9 protein-coding genes and 1 pseudogene are annotated in these 20385 nt (G+C 73.6%); 4 read left to right on the top strand and 6 right to left on the bottom strand.

Going from position 1 to position 20385, the window contains the following annotated elements; genetic code table 11:
* On the bottom strand, positions 1-8724 hold the full coding sequence (locus tag LY05_RS12430; RefSeq protein ID WP_148923371.1) for an OmpA family protein: 8724 nt from the start codon (positions 8722-8724) through the stop codon (positions 1-3).
* A 282-nt stretch (positions 8725-9006) separates the two neighbouring features.
* Positions 9007-9627, bottom strand: coding sequence for a 30S ribosomal protein S4 (gene rpsD, locus LY05_RS12425; RefSeq protein WP_072748042.1), 621 nt, complete (start codon positions 9625-9627; stop codon positions 9007-9009).
* A 269-nt stretch (positions 9628-9896) separates the two neighbouring features.
* On the opposite strand from rpsD, the gene LY05_RS12420 reads away from it, so the two are divergent.
* Positions 9897-10733, top strand: coding sequence for a universal stress protein (locus tag LY05_RS12420; protein WP_072748043.1), 837 nt, complete (start codon positions 9897-9899; stop codon positions 10731-10733).
* A 34-nt stretch (positions 10734-10767) separates the two neighbouring features.
* Here LY05_RS12420 and LY05_RS12415 read toward each other — a convergent pair whose 3' ends face one another.
* Positions 10768-12513, bottom strand: coding sequence for a monovalent cation:proton antiporter-2 (CPA2) family protein (locus tag LY05_RS12415; RefSeq protein ID WP_170258998.1), 1746 nt, complete (start codon positions 12511-12513; stop codon positions 10768-10770).
* A gap of 470 nt (positions 12514-12983) precedes the next feature.
* Here LY05_RS12415 and carB point away from each other — a divergent pair, with 470 nt between their 5' ends.
* The 3 genes from carB to LY05_RS12400 all read left to right on the top strand — a co-directional run bounded on the left by carB (position 12984) and on the right by LY05_RS12400 (position 17744).
* Positions 12984-16244 carry a carbamoyl-phosphate synthase large subunit gene (gene carB, locus LY05_RS12410; protein ID WP_148923369.1) on the top strand — a complete coding sequence of 1087 codons (3261 nt, stop codon included), beginning with the start codon at positions 12984-12986 and terminating at the stop codon, positions 16242-16244.
* An 83-nt stretch (positions 16245-16327) separates the two neighbouring features.
* Positions 16328-16825, top strand: coding sequence for a DUF1489 family protein (locus LY05_RS12405; RefSeq protein ID WP_148923368.1), 498 nt, complete (start codon positions 16328-16330; stop codon positions 16823-16825).
* A 4-nt stretch (positions 16826-16829) separates the two neighbouring features.
* The gene (locus tag LY05_RS12400) at positions 16830-17744 is read left to right on the top strand and encodes a hypothetical protein (protein WP_148923367.1); all 915 of its coding nucleotides are present in this window, start codon (positions 16830-16832) and stop codon (positions 17742-17744) included.
* Between the two features lie 84 nt (positions 17745-17828).
* On the opposite strand, the gene LY05_RS12395 is transcribed toward LY05_RS12400, so the two are convergent.
* The 3 genes and pseudogenes from LY05_RS12395 to LY05_RS12385 form a co-directional block, all read right to left on the bottom strand.
* Positions 17829-19001 (bottom strand): hypothetical protein, encoded by a 1173-nt coding sequence (locus LY05_RS12395; protein ID WP_148923366.1) that lies wholly within the window; start codon positions 18999-19001, stop codon positions 17829-17831.
* Positions 19002-19037: 36 nt separating this feature from the next.
* Positions 19038-19508, bottom strand: coding sequence for a transcription elongation factor GreA (greA, locus tag LY05_RS12390; protein ID WP_072748048.1), 471 nt, complete (start codon positions 19506-19508; stop codon positions 19038-19040).
* A gap of 220 nt (positions 19509-19728) precedes the next feature.
* Positions 19729-20335, bottom strand: a pseudogene (locus tag LY05_RS12385) (thymidine kinase).
* Between the last annotated feature and the right edge of the window lie 50 nt (positions 20336-20385).

The following is a 20385-nucleotide window of genomic DNA, read 5'->3' as shown; positions in this document are numbered from 1 at the left end:
TCAGAAGCCCTCCAGATCGAAGGTCAGCGGGCGCGCGCGCATCTGCCGCCGCCCCGTCAGCGCGCCGTCGCTGGTCTCGAAGAACAGGCCGAAGCCCGCCGGGTCCGCCTCGGGCGGGATCGGCGCCTCGGGCAGCAGCAGCGCGCGCGTGGCGTTGCGGTTGATGCGCGCCACGATCAGCGCGACGCCGCCATGGCGCCCGCCCGTGAGCCGGCAGCGGTCGACCAGGGCCACCTCGTCGCCCGCCAGGACATGCGCCTTGCGGTTGAGCGGCTCGAGCGCATCGACCAGGAAGGCGACGGTGCGCGGGGCGCCGCCCTCCACGCTCCAGATCTGGAACAGGCGCGCGCGCCCGCGCGGCAGGCCCAGCTCGCCCAGGCCCATCCCGGCCATGGCCTGATCGAACAGCCGGTCCGAGGGGGCCTCGGCCGCCGCGGGGGGCGGGCTGGCGCCGTCCTCGAGGATCAGCTCCTCGGCCGGGACCGGGGCGACCGAGCCGTCGGTCGCGCAGCCCAGCGCCGCGATCATCTGCGCCGGATCGGCGTAGCGCGAGGTGCGGAAATTCGCCGCCGTCACCAGCGCGCGATCGGCCGGATCGGCGATGCGCGCGGCCCACAGCTCGGCGTCGTGGAAGACGTCGGGCTCGAGCGGATAGGTCCCCGCCAGCGACACGCCCCCTGCCGGGCGGCGGTTGGTCAGGCAGGGCGCGGCGCGGGCGGCCTCGACGACGGCGCGCTCGGCGGGGGTGAGCAGCTCGAGCGGCGCGCCCGCCCGACGCACCGCGCCCGCCAGCGCCTGGGCGGCGGCGCCGGACAGCGAACCGCCCGGCCGCGGCGGAGGATCGGTGCGGCGCAGCTCGATGCGCAGCTCGCGGCCGTAGCGCGCCAGAAGGTCGGCGACGTGATCATGCGCGAAGTGGAAGACCACCGGATCGCGCGTGAAATGCGCGATGTCGCCGGTCTGCGGCGCGCTGGCCGTCAACATGCGGTCGATGTCGCGCGGGTCGAAGATGTGCTCGTTGGGGCCGTCCTGGCGGGCAGGCAGGGCGGCGGGTTCGGCGGCGGTGCGGAAGCGGAAGCTTTGCGTGCCGCCGGGCGTCCAGGCGCCGGTCGGCGCGGCGGGGGGCTGGACGTCCTCGTCCTCGCTCAGCCAGGCCTGGTATTCCCAGTCCGCCTCGATCCGATAGACCGTGTCGGGGTCGAGGATCACCGGACGGCCGGCGCCGATCGGGTCGGCGCTTTCGATCTGGTCGGCGACCTCGTCGCGCGTGTCCTGATCGGCCGCCCGCCACCGCGCGGCGCGGTCGTCCACGGCGCACAGGCCGACGAAGGCGATGTCCTGCCCGGCCTTGCGCGCCTTCACGCGGATCTGCGTCACGGCTTCGGGCGCGTCGGGCATGCGGTAGCGCACCACATAGCACGCGCCGCCGTCCGGGCGCCGGTGCGAGGACACGAGCTGCGCGGCCCATGCGCCCTCGGCGCCGTCCGGCGCACGGCCGAGCACCTCGGGCATGAGCGGCCCGGCGCCGGCGTCGGCGGCCGGTTCGGGCGCCGCGCCGGCGGGCCCGGTTTCGCGCAGGCAGATCTCGACCAGCGCCGCCGCGCCCTTGACCCGCACCAGCAGGCGCGCGATGCGCTCGCCGCGCAGGGTCGCGCGCAGATCCGGGCCGGCGGCGCGCCCGCCCTCGCCCGCCACGCGCCGCCCCTCGGAGTCGAAGGCGTCGATGCGGTAGGCCGCTCCAGGGCGCACCCGCAGCCGCAGACGCGCCAGCGAGGCGGCGCGGCCAAGCGCGATCTCGAGCCCCCTGGCCCCGAAGCCGAGCCCGCCCGCCCGCGCGCCGCGCGCCAGGGCGCTGCGCAGCGTCGCCCGTCCGTCGGGGTCGCGCAGAGTCAGGCCCTCGAAGACGGCCTCGGCCGCCGGCTCGGGCAGCTTCAGCTTGCCCAGCGTCACGCAGCGGTTCATCGGCGGCGCGATGGGCCCCGCGCGGCAGCACACGCGCAACAGCGCCGCCTCGTTCGCGCCGCCGGCCAGCGCCACGCGCTTGATGGGCGCGCCCGCGCTCAGACGCAGGACATGAACGCGCCCGGCGCCCTCGGCCACGGCCTGCGCCGCGCGGGCGCCGGCGGCGTCGAAGCCGATCGCCTTGACCGGCGCGCCCATGAGCAGCACCGTCAGCTCGAGATCCGCGCAGCCCTCGGCCAGGGTCAGCTCCAGCCCCGGATCGGGGATCAGCAGCTCGGCGCGGCCGTCGCGGCCGGGGCGCGGCGGCTCGCCTTGCCGCGCGGGGCGCTCGGCCATGTCGGTCAGCTTCAGCCCGTGGCCGCGCGCCAGCGGGCGGATGCGCAGCCCCTCGCGCGCGATTTCCGGCGCGCCGTCCAGCTCGCGCGGCAGGTCGTCCAGATCGACGCAGACCGGCGACGCCTCGGCCCCGCCCGCAAGACAGCACAGGCGGAACAGGAACGCCTCGCCCGAGCCGCCCTCGATGACGACCGAGACGATGGGCGCCCGTCCCGAGAGGGTCAGGACGTGCTCGACATCCTGCCCTTCGGGCGACAACGCCTGCGCCACCGGATCCCCGCCCGCGTCGAAGCCCGTGGCCTTGACGGCGGCGGCGCCCAGCATCACCGACAGCTCGACCGCGCCGCATCCGCGCGGCAGGGTCACGCGGACGCCGCCGGGCGGCAGCATCAGCTCGGCCGCGCCGTCGACGCCACGGCGGGCGGGCGCGCCGCGCGCATCCACCCGGTCGCTCAGCGCGAAACGCTCGCGCGGGTTCAGGGCCTCGAAACGCACGCCGTCATGGGTGAATTTCGCGCGCGCGACCTCATCATGGCGCAGGGCGGCGAAATCGACGCAGGCGCGCCCGGTCTCGGGCGCGGGGGCGACCGGCGCGCGGCAGCACACGCGCAGCAGCTGGAAGGCCTTGACGCCGTCGGTGAGCATCTCGACCGCGACGATCCCGCCTTGCGAGGTCAGCCGCGCCATGGCGGGGCGCGCGCTGGGCGTGTCGAAGACGCGCTCCTCGACCGAGCCGTCGGCATGGCTTGCGCGCAGGATCACGCGCCCGTCCGAGGGCTTGAACCACAGCAGCTCCAGATCGCGGCACGGGCGCTTGAAGGCGATGACCGCGCCGGGGTCGCTCACCTCGACCTCGGCGCCGCCGTCGGCGCCCGGGCGCGGATCGGCGACGTTGCTCAGGTCGATGCGGTCTCTCGCGCGCAGCAGGTTGCGCCGCGCCACGTTCGCGCGCTGAAGGGCGCTGATGACGAAGGGCGGCAGGTCGAACCGTTCGGCCTGGGCGCCCGGGGTCAGGTCCTCGAAGCGGTAGCAGGCGGCGTCCTCGTCGCCGCCCTCGGGGCGGGGCGCATCCTCGCACACCAGCAGCGTCAGCGCGCCGTCGCGCACCGCGCGGTCCAGCTCGATGCGCCAGGGCAGCGCGGTGGCGGTCGGGCCGCCTTCGCCCACGCGCATCGCGCGCGGCAGGCGGTAGGCCCGGTCGGCGGGGCCGTCGGCCAGAACCGCCGCGGGGGCGGCGCGCATGGCGCCCTCTTGCAGCACCGCGCCGGTGGCGTTGACCAGCGCCGCCAGATCGGCGCCCGTCGCCTCGTCGGAGCCAAGGGGCAGATAGGCGCGCGCCACGCCCTGAAAGCCGCTCGGATAGGGGCCGGGCGCCGGCGCGGCGCGGCGCAGACGCGCCGCCGTCGGGCCGAGGATGCGCGCATCGGCGCCGCGCAGGCAAGCCGGGCGCGGGGCGGGAATGCGCTCGCACACGCGCTCGACGACCCCGGCCGGGTCGCCCGGCTGGCCAGCGCCCCCCTGGGCGGTGGATTGCGCCCAGGCCCAGGGCTCGCGGTTGAGCAGCTGCAGATGCGTCGCCTCGGCCCCCGAGGGCGCCTGCGCCGAGGCGTCGTCCGCCGGCCGCGCGGGGGTGTGGGTCCAGGCCGACAGAAGCGGCGCGCCCGAGGGATCGGCCACCGGGGTTCCGTCCGCGTCGCGCACCAGGCGCAGGCCCGTCAGCCGGTAGGCGTAGCGCAGGCGGTTCGAGCCGAACCAGGGCTCGCCCGCCGGCTGGGCGCCGGGGTCGAACTGCCCGCCCGAGGGCATGGCGTCGGCGATGAAATGGCGGAAGTTGATCACCGGCACGGTGTCGGGCCAGACGGTGTTGTTGCGCGCGGGCTCGGCGCCCTGGTTGCGCATGACGCCGTCGATCTCGACGAAATCGTAGATCGGCCGCCCCTCGGGCGCGCCCTCGGTCGCCTCGCCGGCGACGCGGTTGAGGCGGTCGGTCAGGCTGACCGAGGCGATCGGCGGCGGCGGCGCGGGCGCGGCGATCGGGGGGCTTGCGCCGAAGCTGAGCGTCACGCAGCCCTCGACGGTGAAGAAGAACAAATCGACCGAGGCGCAGAAGCGCGCCTCCTCGATGGCGGCGACGGCGCCGGAGTCGGGCGGGTCCAGATAGCTGACCACCGCCGCCGCATCGACCGTGGCCGACACCACCACCAGATCCAGCGTGCCGCGCAGATACATGCCGCCCTTGATGAACAGCGGGTCCGTTCCCATCCCGACATAAATCGCGCCGGACACCGACAGCCCGAACTTGCCCGCCTTCCACTCGAGCGTCGCGCCGGCGCCGAAGCCGATGGAAAAGCCGTCGAAGTTCCAGTCCCGGTTCGGGCCGAAAGCCGGCAGGCCGCCGCCCTCGATCATCAGGAAGGCCCAGACCTTCACGTTCAGGATGTCGGGCAGGAAGGTGATGGTGACCGGCTCGCCCGCGCGGCCGGGGCCGCCATCCGAGCCGATGCGCACATAGCCCTTGCCGTCATGCGGGAAATGGGCGGCGAAGGGGACCTTCAGCTCGAGCAGCTTGTCGATCGACCACGCGGCCGAGACGGCGACCGTCGCCGCCTGCTCGTTCACCACGACCAGCCCGGCGATGGCGGCCGAGTCGCCCTCCTTCTTCTCCCTGGCGGTGGTGTCGGGCAGCGACAGGATCGAGACCTCGACGCCGAAGATCACCTCGACGTCCGGGAAGGCCACCACCACCATGCCCGTCGCCGCGAACGAGAACGAGGCGTCGGGCAGCGTGCCCACCACCGCGCCAAGGCCCAGCGCATGGGCGCCCTTGGCCGGCGCGTATTTGCGCTCGGGCGCCTTGCGCCACCAGCCCAGCTCGCGCGCGACCACGTCCTCGACCGCATCCGTCGCGCGCGCGCCGTTCACGACGGTCTGTCCGACGAAGCCGTGAATGGCCAGGGGCAGCGGACCCAGCGGAATGCCGCCGGGGAACTGGACCTTGCCGTAGAGGCTCAGAAACAGCGAGGGCGCGAAATCGGGCGGGTCGTCGGGCACGCCCGCCGCCAGCGCCACGCTGGCGCGGGTCTGGATCGGGATCAGCGTCGCATCGACGCCGGCGCGCAGCAGCCCGCCCTCCTCGATGCGGATGCGCCCCTCGCCCTTGAGCGCGCCGGGAATGTCGGCGCGGGCCGTCAACCCGCGCAGGCTGAACTCGGGCGCGCCGGAAAGCCGGCCCGCATCGTCGGTGCGGAAGGTGACGCGGAAGGCGGCCTCGGAGATCTCGACCACGCCGACGTCGATGGCCACGGCCAGCGTCGGCTCGAACCACAGCGAGCCCGTGCCCATCTTGAACTCGGTCACGCGCAGCAGGCGGCCCAGCGGGCCGTCGATGCGCCACAGTCCCGAATCCTCGATCGACATGGACTTCGAGCTTTGCGCAAGGCCGATCTTCTCGATCAGCGGCGCGTCGGGGTCGGTGTTGTCGAACTCGACGCCGACATCCGAATAGCGGATCTTCATCGGCTGCGCGGGGTCGGTCCGCAGCCCCAGCGCGCCGGCGTTCACATGCACCGTGTTCGCGTAATCGACCAGCAGCTGAACGGTGTAGGAGCGCAGCGGGTCGGCGATGGTGCGCGTGCGCGCCTTGGCCGTCAGCCTGGTGAAGGCGGTGCGCGAGCCGGCCCCGATCAGCGGCCCGCCGCCGCCGAAATCGGCCCCGGCAAAGGCGGCTAGCCCGGCCAGGGCGGCCAGCCGCACGCCCGATTCCACGGCATGCTCCGAGAAATCCACCCCCGAGGCCAGCATCGGACCGAAGGTCAGCGCGGCCACGAGGTTGGGCTGCTCGACATCCACGATCCCCTCGGAGTCGCCCTCGGAGCCAAGGCCGATCAGGAACTCGGTGAAGCCGGTCAGCTCGTCATGGACCCATTTGCCGAACACGGTCAGCACCTCGGCCGTGACGCTGACGCCGTCGTCGGGGGCGGGGGTCCAGGCGTATTCGAACTCGGCCAGGTTGGGGACCAGATCCTTCCACCCCGAGAACCGCGCCCTGTCCCAGCCCAGCTTGAGCATGACGCGGCAATCGGCGCGCGCGGCGTCGTTGTCGGCCGGGGCGGGGGTGCGGTCGGCGGCCGGAACCAGGATCAGCCGCTGCGTCGGCGCCGCGCCGGCGTCGGCCCTGGCCCGCGCGGCGGAAGCCGCGACGCCGCCCACGGCGATGATGTCGGCCCGCCGGTATTGCTTGCGGACATTCTCGCGCGAGACGTCGGGCGGGTTCGCTCGCACGCCCGTGCCGTCGGGGTTCCGGGGCCAGGTCGAGCGGTCCACGATCGCCGGATCCATGACGAGCCGGCCCGAGCGTTCGGCCGCGTCCGGCTCGATCAGCGCCCTGGCGTCCGCGGGCAGCGCCGAAAGGTCCTGCTCCTGCAAGACCAGAACCGGCGCCGAAACCGCCGCGCGGCCCGCGGTCGGCGTGCGCAGCAGGCTTGCCGCCTTCTCGGCCCGCCTTTGGCCCAGACCGACGTTGTAGGCGTCCGAACCCACGTCGTCGCAGCGCCCGATGACCACGAAGGTCACGTCGCCCGAATAATTCGCCGCCCACTCGAGCAGCGCCTCGTGCTGATCCGAGCCGGCATTCCCGATCGGCGCATGCGCATCGCCCCAGCCCGCCAGATCGTCCGAGTCGAACGCGAACAGGATCTGGATGTGGCGATCCTCGCGCTCGACGGGCGCGGCGCCGCCCTCGTTCAGCTCCACCAGGGCCAGCGCGCCGGCGGGCACGTCCACCCTGGCGCCGACGATGGTCGCCGAGGCGTCCGCGCCCTCGAGCCGTCCGTGGGCGTGGAAGGTCTCGAGGTCATAGACCGCCCGCACGCGGTCCGGGGGCGTGGGCGCGGCGGGCGCGGCGGCGTCGAACACGCCCGCCGCGCAGCCGATCAGCGTCGCGCCCTCGCCCGGGTCGCGCAGGTGCAGGCGAACGCGGCTCGGCCCGCTCTGCGCGTCCAGCTGGCGCACCGTCAGCAGGTGCACGCCCCGCGCGTCGGGCGCGAAGGTCAGCGGCAGCTCGGCGCCGACGCGGCTGACGCCGAGGGTGGGGCAGCTCCATTCGAAGCGCGCGGCGGGATCGGGCGGGTCGGCCTCGGCCGCAAGGGTCGCCGCGGCCGCGCCTTCGACCGAGCCGCTCAGCTCGACCACGTTCTCGAGCCGCGCCGCGCCCAGCCGGGCGGCCACCTTGGGCGCGGTTCCGCTGGCGACGATGCGCACGGCGAAGGCCGGTTTGCGCAGGCGCCGCGCCCCGGCGCCGGTTCCCAGCACCTCGATGGGCGTGATGCGCAGCACGTCGCCATGGCGCACAAGCCCCGAAGCCGAGTCGCCCGACTGCGGCGCGGCGCCCGGGAACTGGAACTCGGCGTCGTAATCGGAAACGTCGCTTCCCGCGGGCGGCGCGGGAACGGTCAGGCGCGCGGTCAGATCGACCGCCTCGCCCGCCGCGGCGCTTATCTGCAAGGTTCCGCGGTCGAAATCGAAGCCCGAGGTCACGTCGGCGCCGTCCTGCTCGAAGACGAACGTCGCCGGGTTGAGCGGCGAGGCGCCGAACTGCACCTCGATCTCGGCCTGAAGCCCGGCCGGATCGCCGATCAGAAGATCGCGCGCCGACAGCGAGAAGCCCCCCTTGCCGACCGCGTTCCGGGGACAGTAGATCGCCGCCTCTTCGATCGCGAAGCCCACCCAGTCGGCCGACTGCCCGCGCTCGATCACGAAGGCGGGCGAATGGGTGCGCGAGAAATCGAACAGCGCGTTGCGCAGGCTGAACCCGAATTGCGACGAGCCGACCAGCGCATGAGGCGGCGACATGGCGACCGAGGCGACGAAGCCCGACGGCGCGTCGGGCGCGAACGGATCGCCGCCCGCCGGGTCCATCAGGCGCACCACCACCGGCTGGCTCGCCGCGCTTCGCTCGAAGCGCAGCGCGGCGGCGCCGACGATGGCGGCGGGCGGGCGGCCCGGGCGCGGGGCCAGGTGGCGCGGAGTCGTTCCGCTGGCGGCGACGAAATCGGCCGCCACCAGCCCGTTCAGCGTCAGTTCGAACGAGTCCATGAGCAGGTCGAACTGCCAAGAGGCGGCGCCGGGCTCGAGGCTGCCGGCGACGGCGGCGCGGCGGAAGGCCAGGCGGAAGGGAAGGCCCGCGGTGACGAGGGGAATCTTGAGCGTGCCGAAGGACAGGTCGAAGGATTCGACGTCGCGTCCGGCGGCGGCGTCAAGCGCCTGGATGCGCCCGGTATGGATGATCGCGCCGTCGCTGACGCGGCTTTGCAGATCCGTGGCGGCAAGGCGCTCGACAAATCGCGAAACGTCGCCGGGCAGGGTCTGGTTCAGACGGTCGATCGCATCGAAAAGCGACGCCAAAGGCGCGCCGGCCACAGCAGGCATGACAACAACTCCAGAAATTGGATCTGAACAGACCCTGAATTGAAATCGGGATGCATAACATCATTTCAAAAATAGTGCCGCAAAACGCCCGATTCGATAAATGAATATTTGGCAACCCCGCGTTCCGCGCAGGTTCATCGTGCGCACGCCCCGCGCACCGGCCGCCGAGGCGCCGCCAGGCCGCCGCCTGCCGACTGCGCGAACGAAGACGGGCCGCGGAAATTCCGCGGCCCGTCCCATCGTTGCGACGATCTGCGCTGCTGCGGCCTGCGCCGCGCGCGCTCAGTTCTGCGCGTAGAACTCGACGACCAGGTTCGGCTCCATCTGCACCGGGTAGGGCACGTCGCTGAGCGAGGGCGTGCGCAGGAAGGTGCAGGTCAGCTTCGAGTGATCGACCTCGAGATACTCGGGCACGTCGCGCTCGGCCGACTGCACGGCCTCGAGCACCAGCGCCATCTGCTTGGACTTCTCGCGCACCTCGATCACGTCGCCTTCCTTGACGCGATAGGAGGGGATGTTCACGCGCTTGCCGTTGACCTTGACGTGGCCATGGTTGACGAACTGGCGCGCGGCGAAGACCGTGGGCACGAACTTGGCGCGGTAGACCACGGCGTCGAGACGGCGCTCGAGCAGGCCGATCAGGTTCTCGCCCGTGTCGCCGCGGCGACGCTCGGCCTCGGCGTAGATGCGGCGGAACTGCTTCTCGGTCAGGTCGCCGTAATAGCCCTTGAGCTTCTGCTTGGCGCGCAGCTGCGTGCCGAAGTCGCTCATCTTGCCCTTGCGGCGCTGGCCGTGCTGGCCGGGGCCGTATTCGCGGCGGTTCACCGGGGACTTGGGACGGCCCCAGATGTTCTCGCCCATGCGGCGGTCGATCTTGTATTTGGCGGAAGTGCGCTTGGTCACTTGCCTTCTCCTTCGTCCTTCAAAATGCGGGCGCTCTCCTCTCCCCTCCCGGCGGAAGGGCGACAGGGCCTTTCTTGCGAAAGCCGCGAACGCCGATCGAGCCCGCCTGCGCAACCGCAGCCGGGATGGGCGGCTTATAATCGCCCCAGCGCCCGAGTCAACGGGCCGCCGTCAACCCATCGCCGCGCGGGGCTGACATATGTCAAGGCGCGCGCGGCGCGGCGGCCTCATCCTCGGCGCGCGGAACGTCATGCGAAGGAAGCGGCGACATGAGCATCAAGAACATCCTCGTCTCGTTCAACGGCGCGCCCTCGGCGCGCTCGGCGCTGCGCGTCGCGCTGAACATGGCCGAACGCAACGACGCGCATCTGACCGGCATCCTGTGCTACGGCCCCAGCCGCATCGCCACGGCGCTGGGCCCCTGGGTGACGCCCGAGCTCCTGCGCACGATGCAGGAGAACGAGGCCGCCCGCCGCGCCGAGATTCGCGCCGCCTTCGACCAGCTCACCGCCGAGGCGGACGCCGCGCGGCCGGGCAAGGTCCATTTCGTCGATCTCGGCGGCGACGCCGACGAAACGCTGATGGAGGCCGCGCGCTATCACGACCTCCTGGTGATGGGCCAGTATGAGGACGAGCCCGACATCGCCCATCTGACCCCCCACCCCGACACGGCGGCGCTGCATTCGGGGCGGCCCGTTCTGGTCGTCCCGCGCGAGCCGGCCGCCGAGCGCGTGGGCGAGCGCGCCGTTCTGGCGTGGGACGGCGGCAAGTCGGCCGCGCGCGCGCTGGCCGATGCGATGCCGCTGCTCGAACGCGCCTCGGTGGTCACGATCCTGACCGTCGGCAAGATCCGCGCGGCCAGGCGGCGCGAGGGCATGGACATCGTCGCCCATCTCGCCCGCCACGGCATCATGACCGACTGGCGCAACGTGCCGCGCAACGGCGGCGACGTGGCCGGCGCCATCCTCGACATGTGCGCCGAAAAGCAGGCCGACCTGCTGGTCATGGGCGCCTACCAGCGCCCGCGCCTGGCCGAAGAGCTGATGGGCGGCACGACCCGCACCATCCTGCGCGAGACGAACGTGCCGGTGCTGCTGTCGCACTGACGGCGGCGCCCGGCGGCCGGGGCCGGGGCCGGGCTCAGGGCAGCTTGTCCACCGCGTAGCGGTCGCGCATCTTCTGCAGGCCGCCCTCGATGCCGTATTCCATCTGCAGGCGCGTCAGCTCTGCGTCGCGGCGACGGAATTCCTCGATCACCTCTTCGACCACGTCGCCGTCGCCAAGGCGGCGCAGGCCGCGGCGGGCCAGCTCGACGGCGGATTCGAAGGTCTCGCGCACCACCTCGTCGGCGCCGGCCTCGCGCAGCTCGATCTCGGAGAAGCGGTCGTAGGTGTCGGCCAGCACCGCCGCGTTGGGAAAGCGCTCCTTGATCTTCTCGACCGCGTGGCGCGCGCCGTCGCGGTCGTCGATGCACAGGAAGATGATCGAGGCCTCTTCGGCGCCGGCGCTGCGCAGCACGTCGATGCGCGTGGCGTCGCCGTAATAGACCTTGTCGCCCAGCGTGCCCGCCATGCGGATGCGCCGCGGCGAGTTGTCGATCAGCGTCACGTCATGCCCGCGCAGCAGCAGGATGCGCGCCACCACCTGCCCCACGCGCCCGAAGCCGGCGATGATGACGCGCGCGCGCGGCGCGGCGCCGGGCTCTTCCATGCCGTCGGGAGATTCGTCCTCGGCGGGGCGGGCGAACTCGGCCAGACGGACCGCCACGGGCGTGAGCGGCATGGACAGCGTCGCCGCCGCCGCCAGCATCGACGCCTCGGACGGGCCGAACAGTCCCGAGGCGGCGCCGGTCGAGAACACCACGAAGCCGAACTCGCCCCCCTGCCCCAGCGTCGCGCCGATGCGCGCGGCGTCGAAGTGCGACGAGCCGAACAGCCGCGTCAGCCCGTAGATCGACGCCGTCTTGAGCGCGAACAGCCCGACCGCCCCGCCGACGGCGACGGGCCAGGCGGCGGCCACCGCGGCAAGGTCGATCGTCATGCCCACGCCCATGAAGAACAGGCCCAGCAAAAGGCCGCGGAAGGGTTCGATGTCGCTTTCCAGCTGGTGGCGGTATTCGGTCTCGGCCAGCAGCACGCCGGCGATGAAGGCGCCCAGCGCCATCGACAGCCCCGCCGCCTGCATGGCCAGCGCCGAGGCCGTGACCACCAGCAGCGCGGCGGCGCCGAAGACCTCGTCGGCGCGGCTGCGCGCGATGAAGGTCAGGAGCGGCTGCAGCAGGTAAAGCCCGGCCAGCGTCAGCGCGCCCAGCGCCGCAAGCCCGATCAGCGCGCCCTGCCAGCTGGGCGCGCCGCCCGCGCCCGGCGCCAGAAACGCCACCAGCGCCAGGATGGGCACGATGGCCAGGTCCTGGAACAGCAGGATGGCGAAGGCCCGCCGCCCATAGGGCCGCGACAGGTCGCCGCGCTCGCGCAGGACCTGCACCGCGAAGGCGGTCGAGGACAGGGCCAGCGCCAGCCCCGCCGCCGTCGCCGCCGCCCCGCCCATGCCCGCCGCCGCCAGGAGGCCGGCGATGAGCGCGCCGGTCAGCGCCACCTGCGCCAACCCCAGGCCGAAGATCTCGGAACGCATGCGCCAAAGTCGCGAGGGCCGCAGCTCGAGCCCGATGACGAACAGCAGCAGCACGACGCCGAACTCGGCGAAGCCAAGCACCATCTCGGCGTCGGGCACGAAGCCGCTGACGTAAGGCCCCAGCACCATGCCCGCCGCCAGATAGCCCGGCGCCGATCCAAGCCCCAGCCGCCGAAAGATCGGCACGAAGGCCACGCCCGCCGCCAGGAATACCGCCGCCTCTTCCAGAAACCCCGTCGAGCCGCCTGCCGCCATCGCCGCCCCCTTCCAGCCTTCGCGCCGCGCCGATTCGCGCAAGTTGCGGCCAACATCGCCGCCCGCGGGCGCGGACGCAAACCCCCTCTCGCGCGCCGCGCGCAAAGGCCGGCCCCGCGCGCCCGGGCAAGCGGCGCGGGGTGGTCGAAACGCCCGGACGGACCGGGCAGGGCGGGGCGGGGCGAACCCGGCGGGGCGGGTCCGTCCGGGCGACGGCGCGAGGCGAAGCGATCGGCTTGGGCGCCCCGCCGCATGGCGGGTCCATCGCGGCGGCCCCGGCACGGCGAATTCGGCGGCGCGCGCCCCCTTCACGCCCCCGTCACGCGCCCGCCCCCTCCCCGCCGCGCGCCCGGACGCGCACGGCAGGTTGCGTCGCGCGCCCCGGCGGCTATAACCCTCGCAATTTGCCTTCATCGCCCTAGCGACACGCGCCGCCGCGCCAGCCGCAGGCGGACCACATCGGAGCGACCATGCCGAAGCGGACTGACATCTCCTCGATCCTCATCATCGGCGCGGGGCCCATCGTCATCGGACAGGCCTGCGAGTTCGACTATTCCGGCGCCCAGGCGTGCAAGGCGCTGCGCGAGGAGGGCTATCGCGTCATCCTGGTCAACTCGAACCCCGCGACGATCATGACCGATCCGGGGCTGGCCGACGCCACCTACATCGAGCCGATCACCCCCGAGGCCGTCGCCCGAATCATCGAGAAGGAGCGCCCCGACGCGCTGCTGCCGACCATGGGCGGACAGACCGCGCTCAACACCGCGCTGGCGCTGGACGACGACGGCACGCTGGCCCGGTTCGGCGTCGAGCTGATCGGCGCCAAGCGGGCCGCCATCGAGATGGCCGAGGACCGCAAGCTGTTCCGCGAGGCGATGGAGCGCATCGGGCTCGAGAACCCCAAGGCCACCGTCGCCAACTCGATCGAAGAGGCCATGGCCGCCATCGACCATGTCGGCCTGCCCGCCATCATCCGCCCCGCCTTCACCCTGGGCGGCACGGGCGGCGGCGTGGCCTACAACCGCGCGGATTACGAGGCGATCTGCCGCGCGGGGCTGGACGCCTCGCCGGTCAGCCAGATCCTGATCGACGAAAGCCTGCTGGGCTGGAAGGAGTTCGAGATGGAGGTGGTCCGCGACAAGGCGGACAACTGCATCATCGTCTGCTCGATCGAGAACATCGACCCCATGGGCGTGCACACCGGCGACAGCATCACCGTCGCCCCGGCGCTGACCCTGACCGACCGCGAATACCAGCGCATGCGCAACGCCTCGATCGCCGTCCTGCGCGAGATCGGCGTCGAGACCGGCGGCTCGAACGTGCAGTTCGCCCTGCACCCCGAGACCGGCCGCATGGTGGTGATCGAGATGAACCCGCGCGTGTCGCGCTCTTCGGCGCTGGCGTCCAAGGCCACGGGCTTTCCCATCGCCAAGATCGCGGCCAAGCTGGCCGTGGGCTACACGCTCGACGAGCTGGACAACGACATCACCAAGGTCACGCCCGCCAGCTTCGAGCCGACGATCGACTACGTCGTCACCAAGATCCCGCGCTTCGCCTTCGAGAAGTTCCCCGGCGCCAAGCCCGAGCTGACCACCGCCATGAAGTCGGTCGGCGAGGCCATGGCCATCGGCCGCACCTTCCACGAATCGGTGCAGAAGGCGCTGGCCTCGATGGAGACGGGCCTGACCGGCTTCGACGAGATCGACATCCCCGGCGCGCGCGACGCCGCCAGCGAGGACGACCGTCGCCGCGCCGTCGTCGCCGCGCTGTCGCGCCAGACCCCCGACCGGCTGCGCACCGTCGCCCAGGCCATGCGCGAGGGGCTGAGCGACGACGAGATCCGCGCCGCCACCGCCTACGACCCCTGGTTCCTGGCCCGCATCCGCGAGATCGTCGAGGCCGAGGCCGAGCTGATCGCCCGCGGCCTGCCCGAAGACGCCGAAGGCATGCGCCGGCTCAAGATGATGGGCTTTTCGGACGCGCGGCTGGGCAAGCTGACCGGGCTGAGCGAGGCCGCCGTGCGCCGCATCCGCCACGCGCTGGGCCTGCGGCCCGTCTTCAAGCGCATCGACACCTGCGCGGCCGAGTTCGAGGCCCAGACGCCCTACATGTATTCGACCTACGAGGCCGACGCGATGGGCGAGGCCGAATGCGAGGCGCGCCCCTCGGACCGCAAGAAGGTGGTCATCCTGGGCGGCGGGCCGAACCGCATCGGCCAGGGCATCGAGTTCGACTATTGCTGCTGTCACGCCTGCTACGCGCTGACCGAGGCGGGCTACGAGACCATCATGATCAACTGCAACCCCGAGACGGTCTCGACCGACTACGACACCTCGGACCGGCTCTATTTCGAGCCGCTGACCGAGGAATCGGTGCTCGAGATCCTGCACGCCGAGCGCCAGGCCGGCACGCTGCACGGGGTGATCGTCCAGTTCGGCGGGCAGACGCCGCTCAAGCTGGCCAAGGCGCTCGAGGCGGCGGGCATTCCGATCCTGGGCACCAGCCCCGACAGCATCGACCTGGCCGAGGACCGCGAGCGCTTCCAGAAGCTGCTCGAGCGGCTCGACCTGCGCCAGCCGCGCAACGGCATCGCCGCGACCGAAGAGCAGGCCTTCCGCATCGCCGCCGAGATCGGCTTTCCCGTGGTCATCCGCCCCTCTTACGTTCTGGGCGGGCGCGCGATGGAGATCGTGCGCGACGAGGCCCAGCTGGCCCGCTACATCCGCGAGGCGGTGGTCGTGTCGGGCGACAGCCCGGTGCTGATCGACAGCTACCTGTCGGGCGCGGTCGAGGTGGACGTGGACGCGCTGTGCGACGGGCGCGAGGTGCATGTCGCCGGCGTCATGGAGCATATCGAGGAGGCCGGCGTGCATTCGGGCGACTCGGCCTGCTCGCTGCCGCCCTACTCGCTGCCGGCCGAGCTGGTCGCGCGCATCAAGGAGCAGACCCGCGCGCTGGCGCTGGCGCTGAAGGTGCGCGGGCTGATGAACGTGCAGTTCGCCATCAAGGACGGCGAGATCTTCGTGCTCGAGGTCAACCCCCGCGCCTCGCGCACCGTGCCCTTCGTGGCCAAGGCGGTGGGCTCGCCCATCGCCGCCATCGCGGCGCGGGTCATGGCCGGGCAGGCGCTGTCCGAGTTCCGCCTGGTCCCGCCCGAGACCCGGCACGTCTCGGTCAAGGAAGCGGTGCTGCCTTTCGCGCGCTTCCCGGGCGTGGACACGCTGCTTGGCCCCGAGATGCGCTCGACCGGCGAGGTGATGGGCATCGACCGCAGCTTCGAGCGCGCCTTCCTCAAGAGCCAGATCGGCGCCGGCGTCGCCCTGCCCGAAAGCGGCAAGGTGTTCATCTCGGTGCGCGACGCCGACAAGCCCGCCATCCTCGAAGCGGCCCGCATCGTGGCCGAGCTGGGCTTCGGCATCCTGGCCACGGACGGCACCGCGCGCTATCTGGCCGAGAACGGCGTCAAGGTCGAGAGGGTCAAGAAGGTGTATGAGGGACGCCCGAACATCGTGGACGCGATGAAGGACGGGCAGGTCGCGCTGGTGTTCAACACCACCGAGGGCGCCCAGGCCGTCGAGGACAGCCGCGAGATCCGCGCGCTGGCCCTGTATTCGCGCATCCCCTACTACACCACCGCCGCCGGCGCCCGCGCCGCGGCGCGGGCGCTGCGCGCGCGCCGCGAAGGGCCGCTGGACGTGGCGCCGCTGCAAAGCTACGCCGTCGGGCTCTGAAGGGGCCGCCGCCCGCTTCGACCGGAGCGGGCGGCGCGCCCGGGGCCCGGCCCATCACGGCGCGCAACGCGCAGGAGGACCGCATGCCCGCCCATGACCCAGCCCCCGACCAGGCGCCGGCGCCGGACCCCGCCCCGCAGGGCCCGACCCTGCACCTGGTCAAGCTGTGCGTCGGCGTCGAGCGCCCCGAAGAGCTGGAGCGCTGGCAGGCGCTGCGCGCCGAGCGGGCGCGCGCGGCCGGAGCGGACCCGCGCCCGCGCCACCTGACGCGCATGCGCCCGCGCCGCGCCGACGAGCTGCTGGCGGGCGGATCGCTCTACTGGGTGATGAAAGGCGCGATCCTGGCGCGTCAGCGCATCCTGGCGCTGGAGGACGCGACGGGCGAGGACGGCGCGCCGCGCTGCGCCATCGTGCTCGATCCCGCGCTGATCCGCACCGCGCCCGCGCCGCGGCGGGCCTTTCAGGGCTGGCGCTACCTGCGCGCCGACGAGGCCCCGCCCGATCTCGACGCCGGCGCCGAGGGCGACGCGGCCCTGCCGCCCGCCCTGGCCGAGGCGCTGGCCGCGCTTGGCGTGCGCTGAGCCCATGCCCCTGCCCCCCGCCGCCATCGAGGATCTGCACCGCTGGCGCGCCGACCATGTCGCCGCCCTTCTGGCGCGCATCGCCGCGCTGATCGAGGCCGGCGCAGACGTGACGCCCGAGCCCTGGATCGACGCGCCCCCCGACCCGTCCGCCGCCCGTGGCGCGCCGCAAGGCCCGCCGCCGCAGGAGGGCGGCGCCCCCCGCCCCGCGCAAGGCGCCGACCCGCGCCGCCCGAAAGACGATCCGCGCCGCCCGGCAGGGGCCGACGATCCGCGCCGCCCGGCAGGGGGCCAGGATGCGCGCCCCGGGGCGGGGGGCGGAAGCGGGCGCCCGACGGATGGGAGCCCCCCGGCGGGCGGGGGCGGCGCGCGCCGGTCGGCGGATGGACAGGATGCACGCCGGCCGGCGGGAAGCCACGCGGCGCGCCATTCTGCGAGAACCCACGCCGCGCGCCTTCCGCCGCGGGGCGGAGGGCTGCGCCTGCCGGCGCGGCGCGATCTGGCCTGGGCCATGCCCGGCGCCGCGCCCGTTCTCGAGGACCTGCCCGCGCCGCCGCCGCCCGGAGGCCCCGCCGCCGCCCTGCGCCTTGCGGGCGGCGCGGCGCTCGAGCTGCGGCCCTTTCGCTGGCAGCGGGCCGCGCTGTCGCTGACGCCCTGGCGCGGGCGGGCGCTCGACTGGCGCCCCCTGCGACGCTGGGCGCTCGAGCACATGGCCCCGCGCATGGGCGACGCCGCGCCCGAACTGGCGGGGGTGATCCACCGGGTCGGCGGGCCGCGCAGCGCGAAGGGCGCGCGCATCCTGACGCTGGATCTGGGCTCGGCGCCCGCGCAGGCGGCGCTGGCGCTGATCGAGGCGGCGCAAGCGGCCGGAGCGGCGCGCATCGCGCTGGGTCCGCCCGGCGCCTGGCCCGAGGGCTGAGCGCGCGCCCCGTCGCGGGGCGCTCGATCGGCCCGACTGAGCGCGAGGCCGCCCCGCCGCGGGCGCGCCCCGGGCGCGGGGCGGTCAGTCGAACACGCCCATCGCCTGAGCCACCAGCATGAAGGCGCGCCCGGTGCGCGTGTCGGCCAGGGCCGAGGCATGCGCCGCCCCTTCGGGGTCGTCGACCGCGCGGCGCAGCACCCGATCGAAGCGGCGCATCAGGTGCATGGCGGTGTCGCGGAAGATGGGGTCCGAGCGAATGAGCCGCCGCACCGCCTCGACGGCCTCGGGGTTCCGAACGCCCCCGACCGCCGCCACCTCGGGGCCGCGCGCGCCGGCGGCGAAGCGGGCCCAGTCCTCGAACGGGGCGATGTTCACGCTCAGATCCTCGGCGTAAAGGCCATGCTGGGCCAGCAGGGTCAGCGTGTCTTCGGCGGCCTGAAGCAGCTCGGACAGCACCGGGTCGCGCACGGCGGCCTCGAGCGCGGCGAAGCCCGCGGCGTCGGACTCGTCGCGCGGGAACTCGAGCGCCGCGACGATGGTCGGCCAGCCGGGCGCGGCGCGTTCGTCGGCCAGCGGCAGAACGGCCTGCGCCTCGTCCGTCGGCGCCGGGGCGCGCGCGGCGCCCGGGCTGGGCTGGCGCTCGGCCTGCTCGGCGGACGCGGCGGCCTGAGCATGCGCGGCGGCCTGACCGGCCGAGGACGACGCCGGCGCCGCGGCGCGGCCGTCGCCAAGCGCGCGCGCCACGGCGTCGAGGCGGCGCTGGGTCTCGCCGATCTCGGCGATGGCGCGGGCCATGGCGGCGCGCTCGGCGTCCAGCGCCTCGCGCGCGGCGCCGGCCATGGCGCGGGCCAGCTCCTTGCCGGGGTCGGCCTCGGAAGCGCGCGCGGCGCGGCGCGGCAGATCGGCCTGCAGGCGCGAGAGCTGGCGATGCAGCGCCGAGACGCGGCGCGCGGTCTCGTCGATGCGGGCCATGACGGCGGCCGCGGCCAGCATGACCGCCCATGGCGCGGTCAGCGCCAGGCCCAGCGCCGCGACGCCCCCCGGGCCGATGGGCCCAAGCCCCGACCGCTCGAGCGCCATGGCCGCGCCCTGCCCCAGCGCGCCGCCGACAAGGGTCCAGACCACGGCCCAGAGCGCGCCCGCGCGCAGCCGCGCGCCCCGGCCGGGCAGCGCAAGATCGGCCGCCGGCGCGGGAGGCTGGGCGTCGGGCGCCGCGCGCCCCTGATCGGAGCCCGGATCGGGTTTGTCGCTCATGCCATCCTCGCGTCGCGCGGGCGGGCGGGCCGAGGGTCAGCCGTAGCGGACCTCGAGCACCTCGTAGGCCTTGCCGCCGCCGGGGGTCATCACCTCGACCGAGTCGCCCTCTTCCTTGCCGATGAGGGCGCGCGCAAGGGGCGACTGGATGTTCAGAAGGCCCTTCGAGATGTCGGCCTCGACCTCGCCCACGATCTGGTAGGTGCGCTCTTCCTCGGTGTCCTCGTCCAGAAGGCGCACCGTGGCGCCGAACTTGATCGCCCCCGACAGCTTCGAGGGGTCGATCACGTCGGCCCGGCTGATGATGCTTTCAAGCTCCTTGATGCGGCCCTCGATGAAGGACTGCTTCTCGCGCGCCGAGTGATACTCGGCGTTCTCGCTCAGATCGCCATGTTCGCGCGCCTCGGCGATCGCCTTGATGACGTTCTGGCGATCCACTTCCTTGAGCTGCTTCAGCTCGGCCTCGAGCGCGGCGAACCCCCTCGCCGTCATCGGAATCTTCTGCATGCCTGCGCTTCCCTGTCTGCGGACCGCCCCGCGCGAGGCGGCCCTGCGCGTCGATCGCGCGCGCCCGGGTCGCGGGCTTCGCGCTGCTTGCAAACGATACGCAGCCGCGCGGTTCACGGCGCGGCTGCGTAGCGTCGCGCAAGAGATTAGGGAGCCGCCGCGCCGGTTGCAAGCGCCGCCGGCGCCGCCGCAAGGCGAAAGCGGGCGCCGGCGCTCGCCCTCAGGCCTCGGCGCCGCGGGCGGGGGCGCGGCGGCCGACCGCCTCGCGCCAGTGGCGGCGGCACAGGGAAACGTAGCGGTCGTTGCCGCCGATCTCGACCTGAGCGCCGTCCAGCACCGCGCGCCCGTCGGCGTCGACCCGCGCGACCATGGTCGCCTTGCGCCCGCAGTGGCAGATGGTGCGCACCTCGCGCAGCGAATCCGCCAGCGCCAGCAGCGCCGCCGAGCCGGGGAACAGCTGCCCGCGGAAATCCACGCGCAGGCCGTAGCACATCACCGGCACGTCCAGATCGTCGGCCGCCTCGGCCAGCTGCCAGACCTGGGCGGGCTCGAGGAACTGGGCCTCGTCCACCAGAACGCAGGCCAGCGGGGCGGCCTCGACCTGCCGGCGGATCAGGTCGAACAGGTCGTCGCCGGGGCGGAAGACCAGCGCCTCTTCGCGGATGCCGATGCGGCTGGCGATGCGGCCCGGCCCGGCGCGGTCGTCGGCGGCCGAGGTCAGCAGCAGCGTGCGCATGCCCCGTTCGCGGTAGTTGTGCGACGCCTGCAGCAGCGTCGTCGACTTGCCCGCGTTCATTGGTCGAGTAGTTGAAGTAGAGCTTGGCCATGGCGCGTTATCGACCGCCGCGCGGCGCGGCGCAAGCCCCGGGCGGGCGCG

The sequence above is a fragment of the Oceanicella actignis genome (genome assembly GCF_008124525.1).
GTDB lineage: Bacteria > Pseudomonadota > Alphaproteobacteria > Rhodobacterales > Rhodobacteraceae > Oceanicella > Oceanicella actignis.
The sequence above is the reverse complement of the archived record's forward strand: the minus strand, read 5'-3'. Positions and strand labels throughout refer to the sequence as shown.

Coding starts and splice junctions, on each gene's coding strand:
- LY05_RS12420 (WP_072748043.1), top strand. CDS start 9,897: ATGAGCATCAAGAACATCCTCGTCTCGTTCAACGGCGCGCCCTCGGCG.
- carB (WP_148923369.1), top strand. CDS start 12,984: ATGCCGAAGCGGACTGACATCTCCTCGATCCTCATCATCGGCGCGGGG.
- LY05_RS12405 (WP_148923368.1), top strand. CDS start 16,328: ATGCCCGCCCATGACCCAGCCCCCGACCAGGCGCCGGCGCCGGACCCC.
- LY05_RS12415 (WP_170258998.1), bottom strand. CDS start 12,513: ATGGCGGCAGGCGGCTCGACGGGGTTTCTGGAAGAGGCGGCGGTATTC.
- greA (WP_072748048.1), bottom strand. CDS start 19,508: ATGCAGAAGATTCCGATGACGGCGAGGGGGTTCGCCGCGCTCGAGGCC.
- LY05_RS12430 (WP_148923371.1), bottom strand. CDS start 8,724: ATGCCTGCTGTGGCCGGCGCGCCTTTGGCGTCGCTTTTCGATGCGATC.
- LY05_RS12400 (WP_148923367.1), top strand. CDS start 16,830: ATGCCCCTGCCCCCCGCCGCCATCGAGGATCTGCACCGCTGGCGCGCC.
- LY05_RS12395 (WP_148923366.1), bottom strand. CDS start 19,001: ATGAGCGACAAACCCGATCCGGGCTCCGATCAGGGGCGCGCGGCGCCC.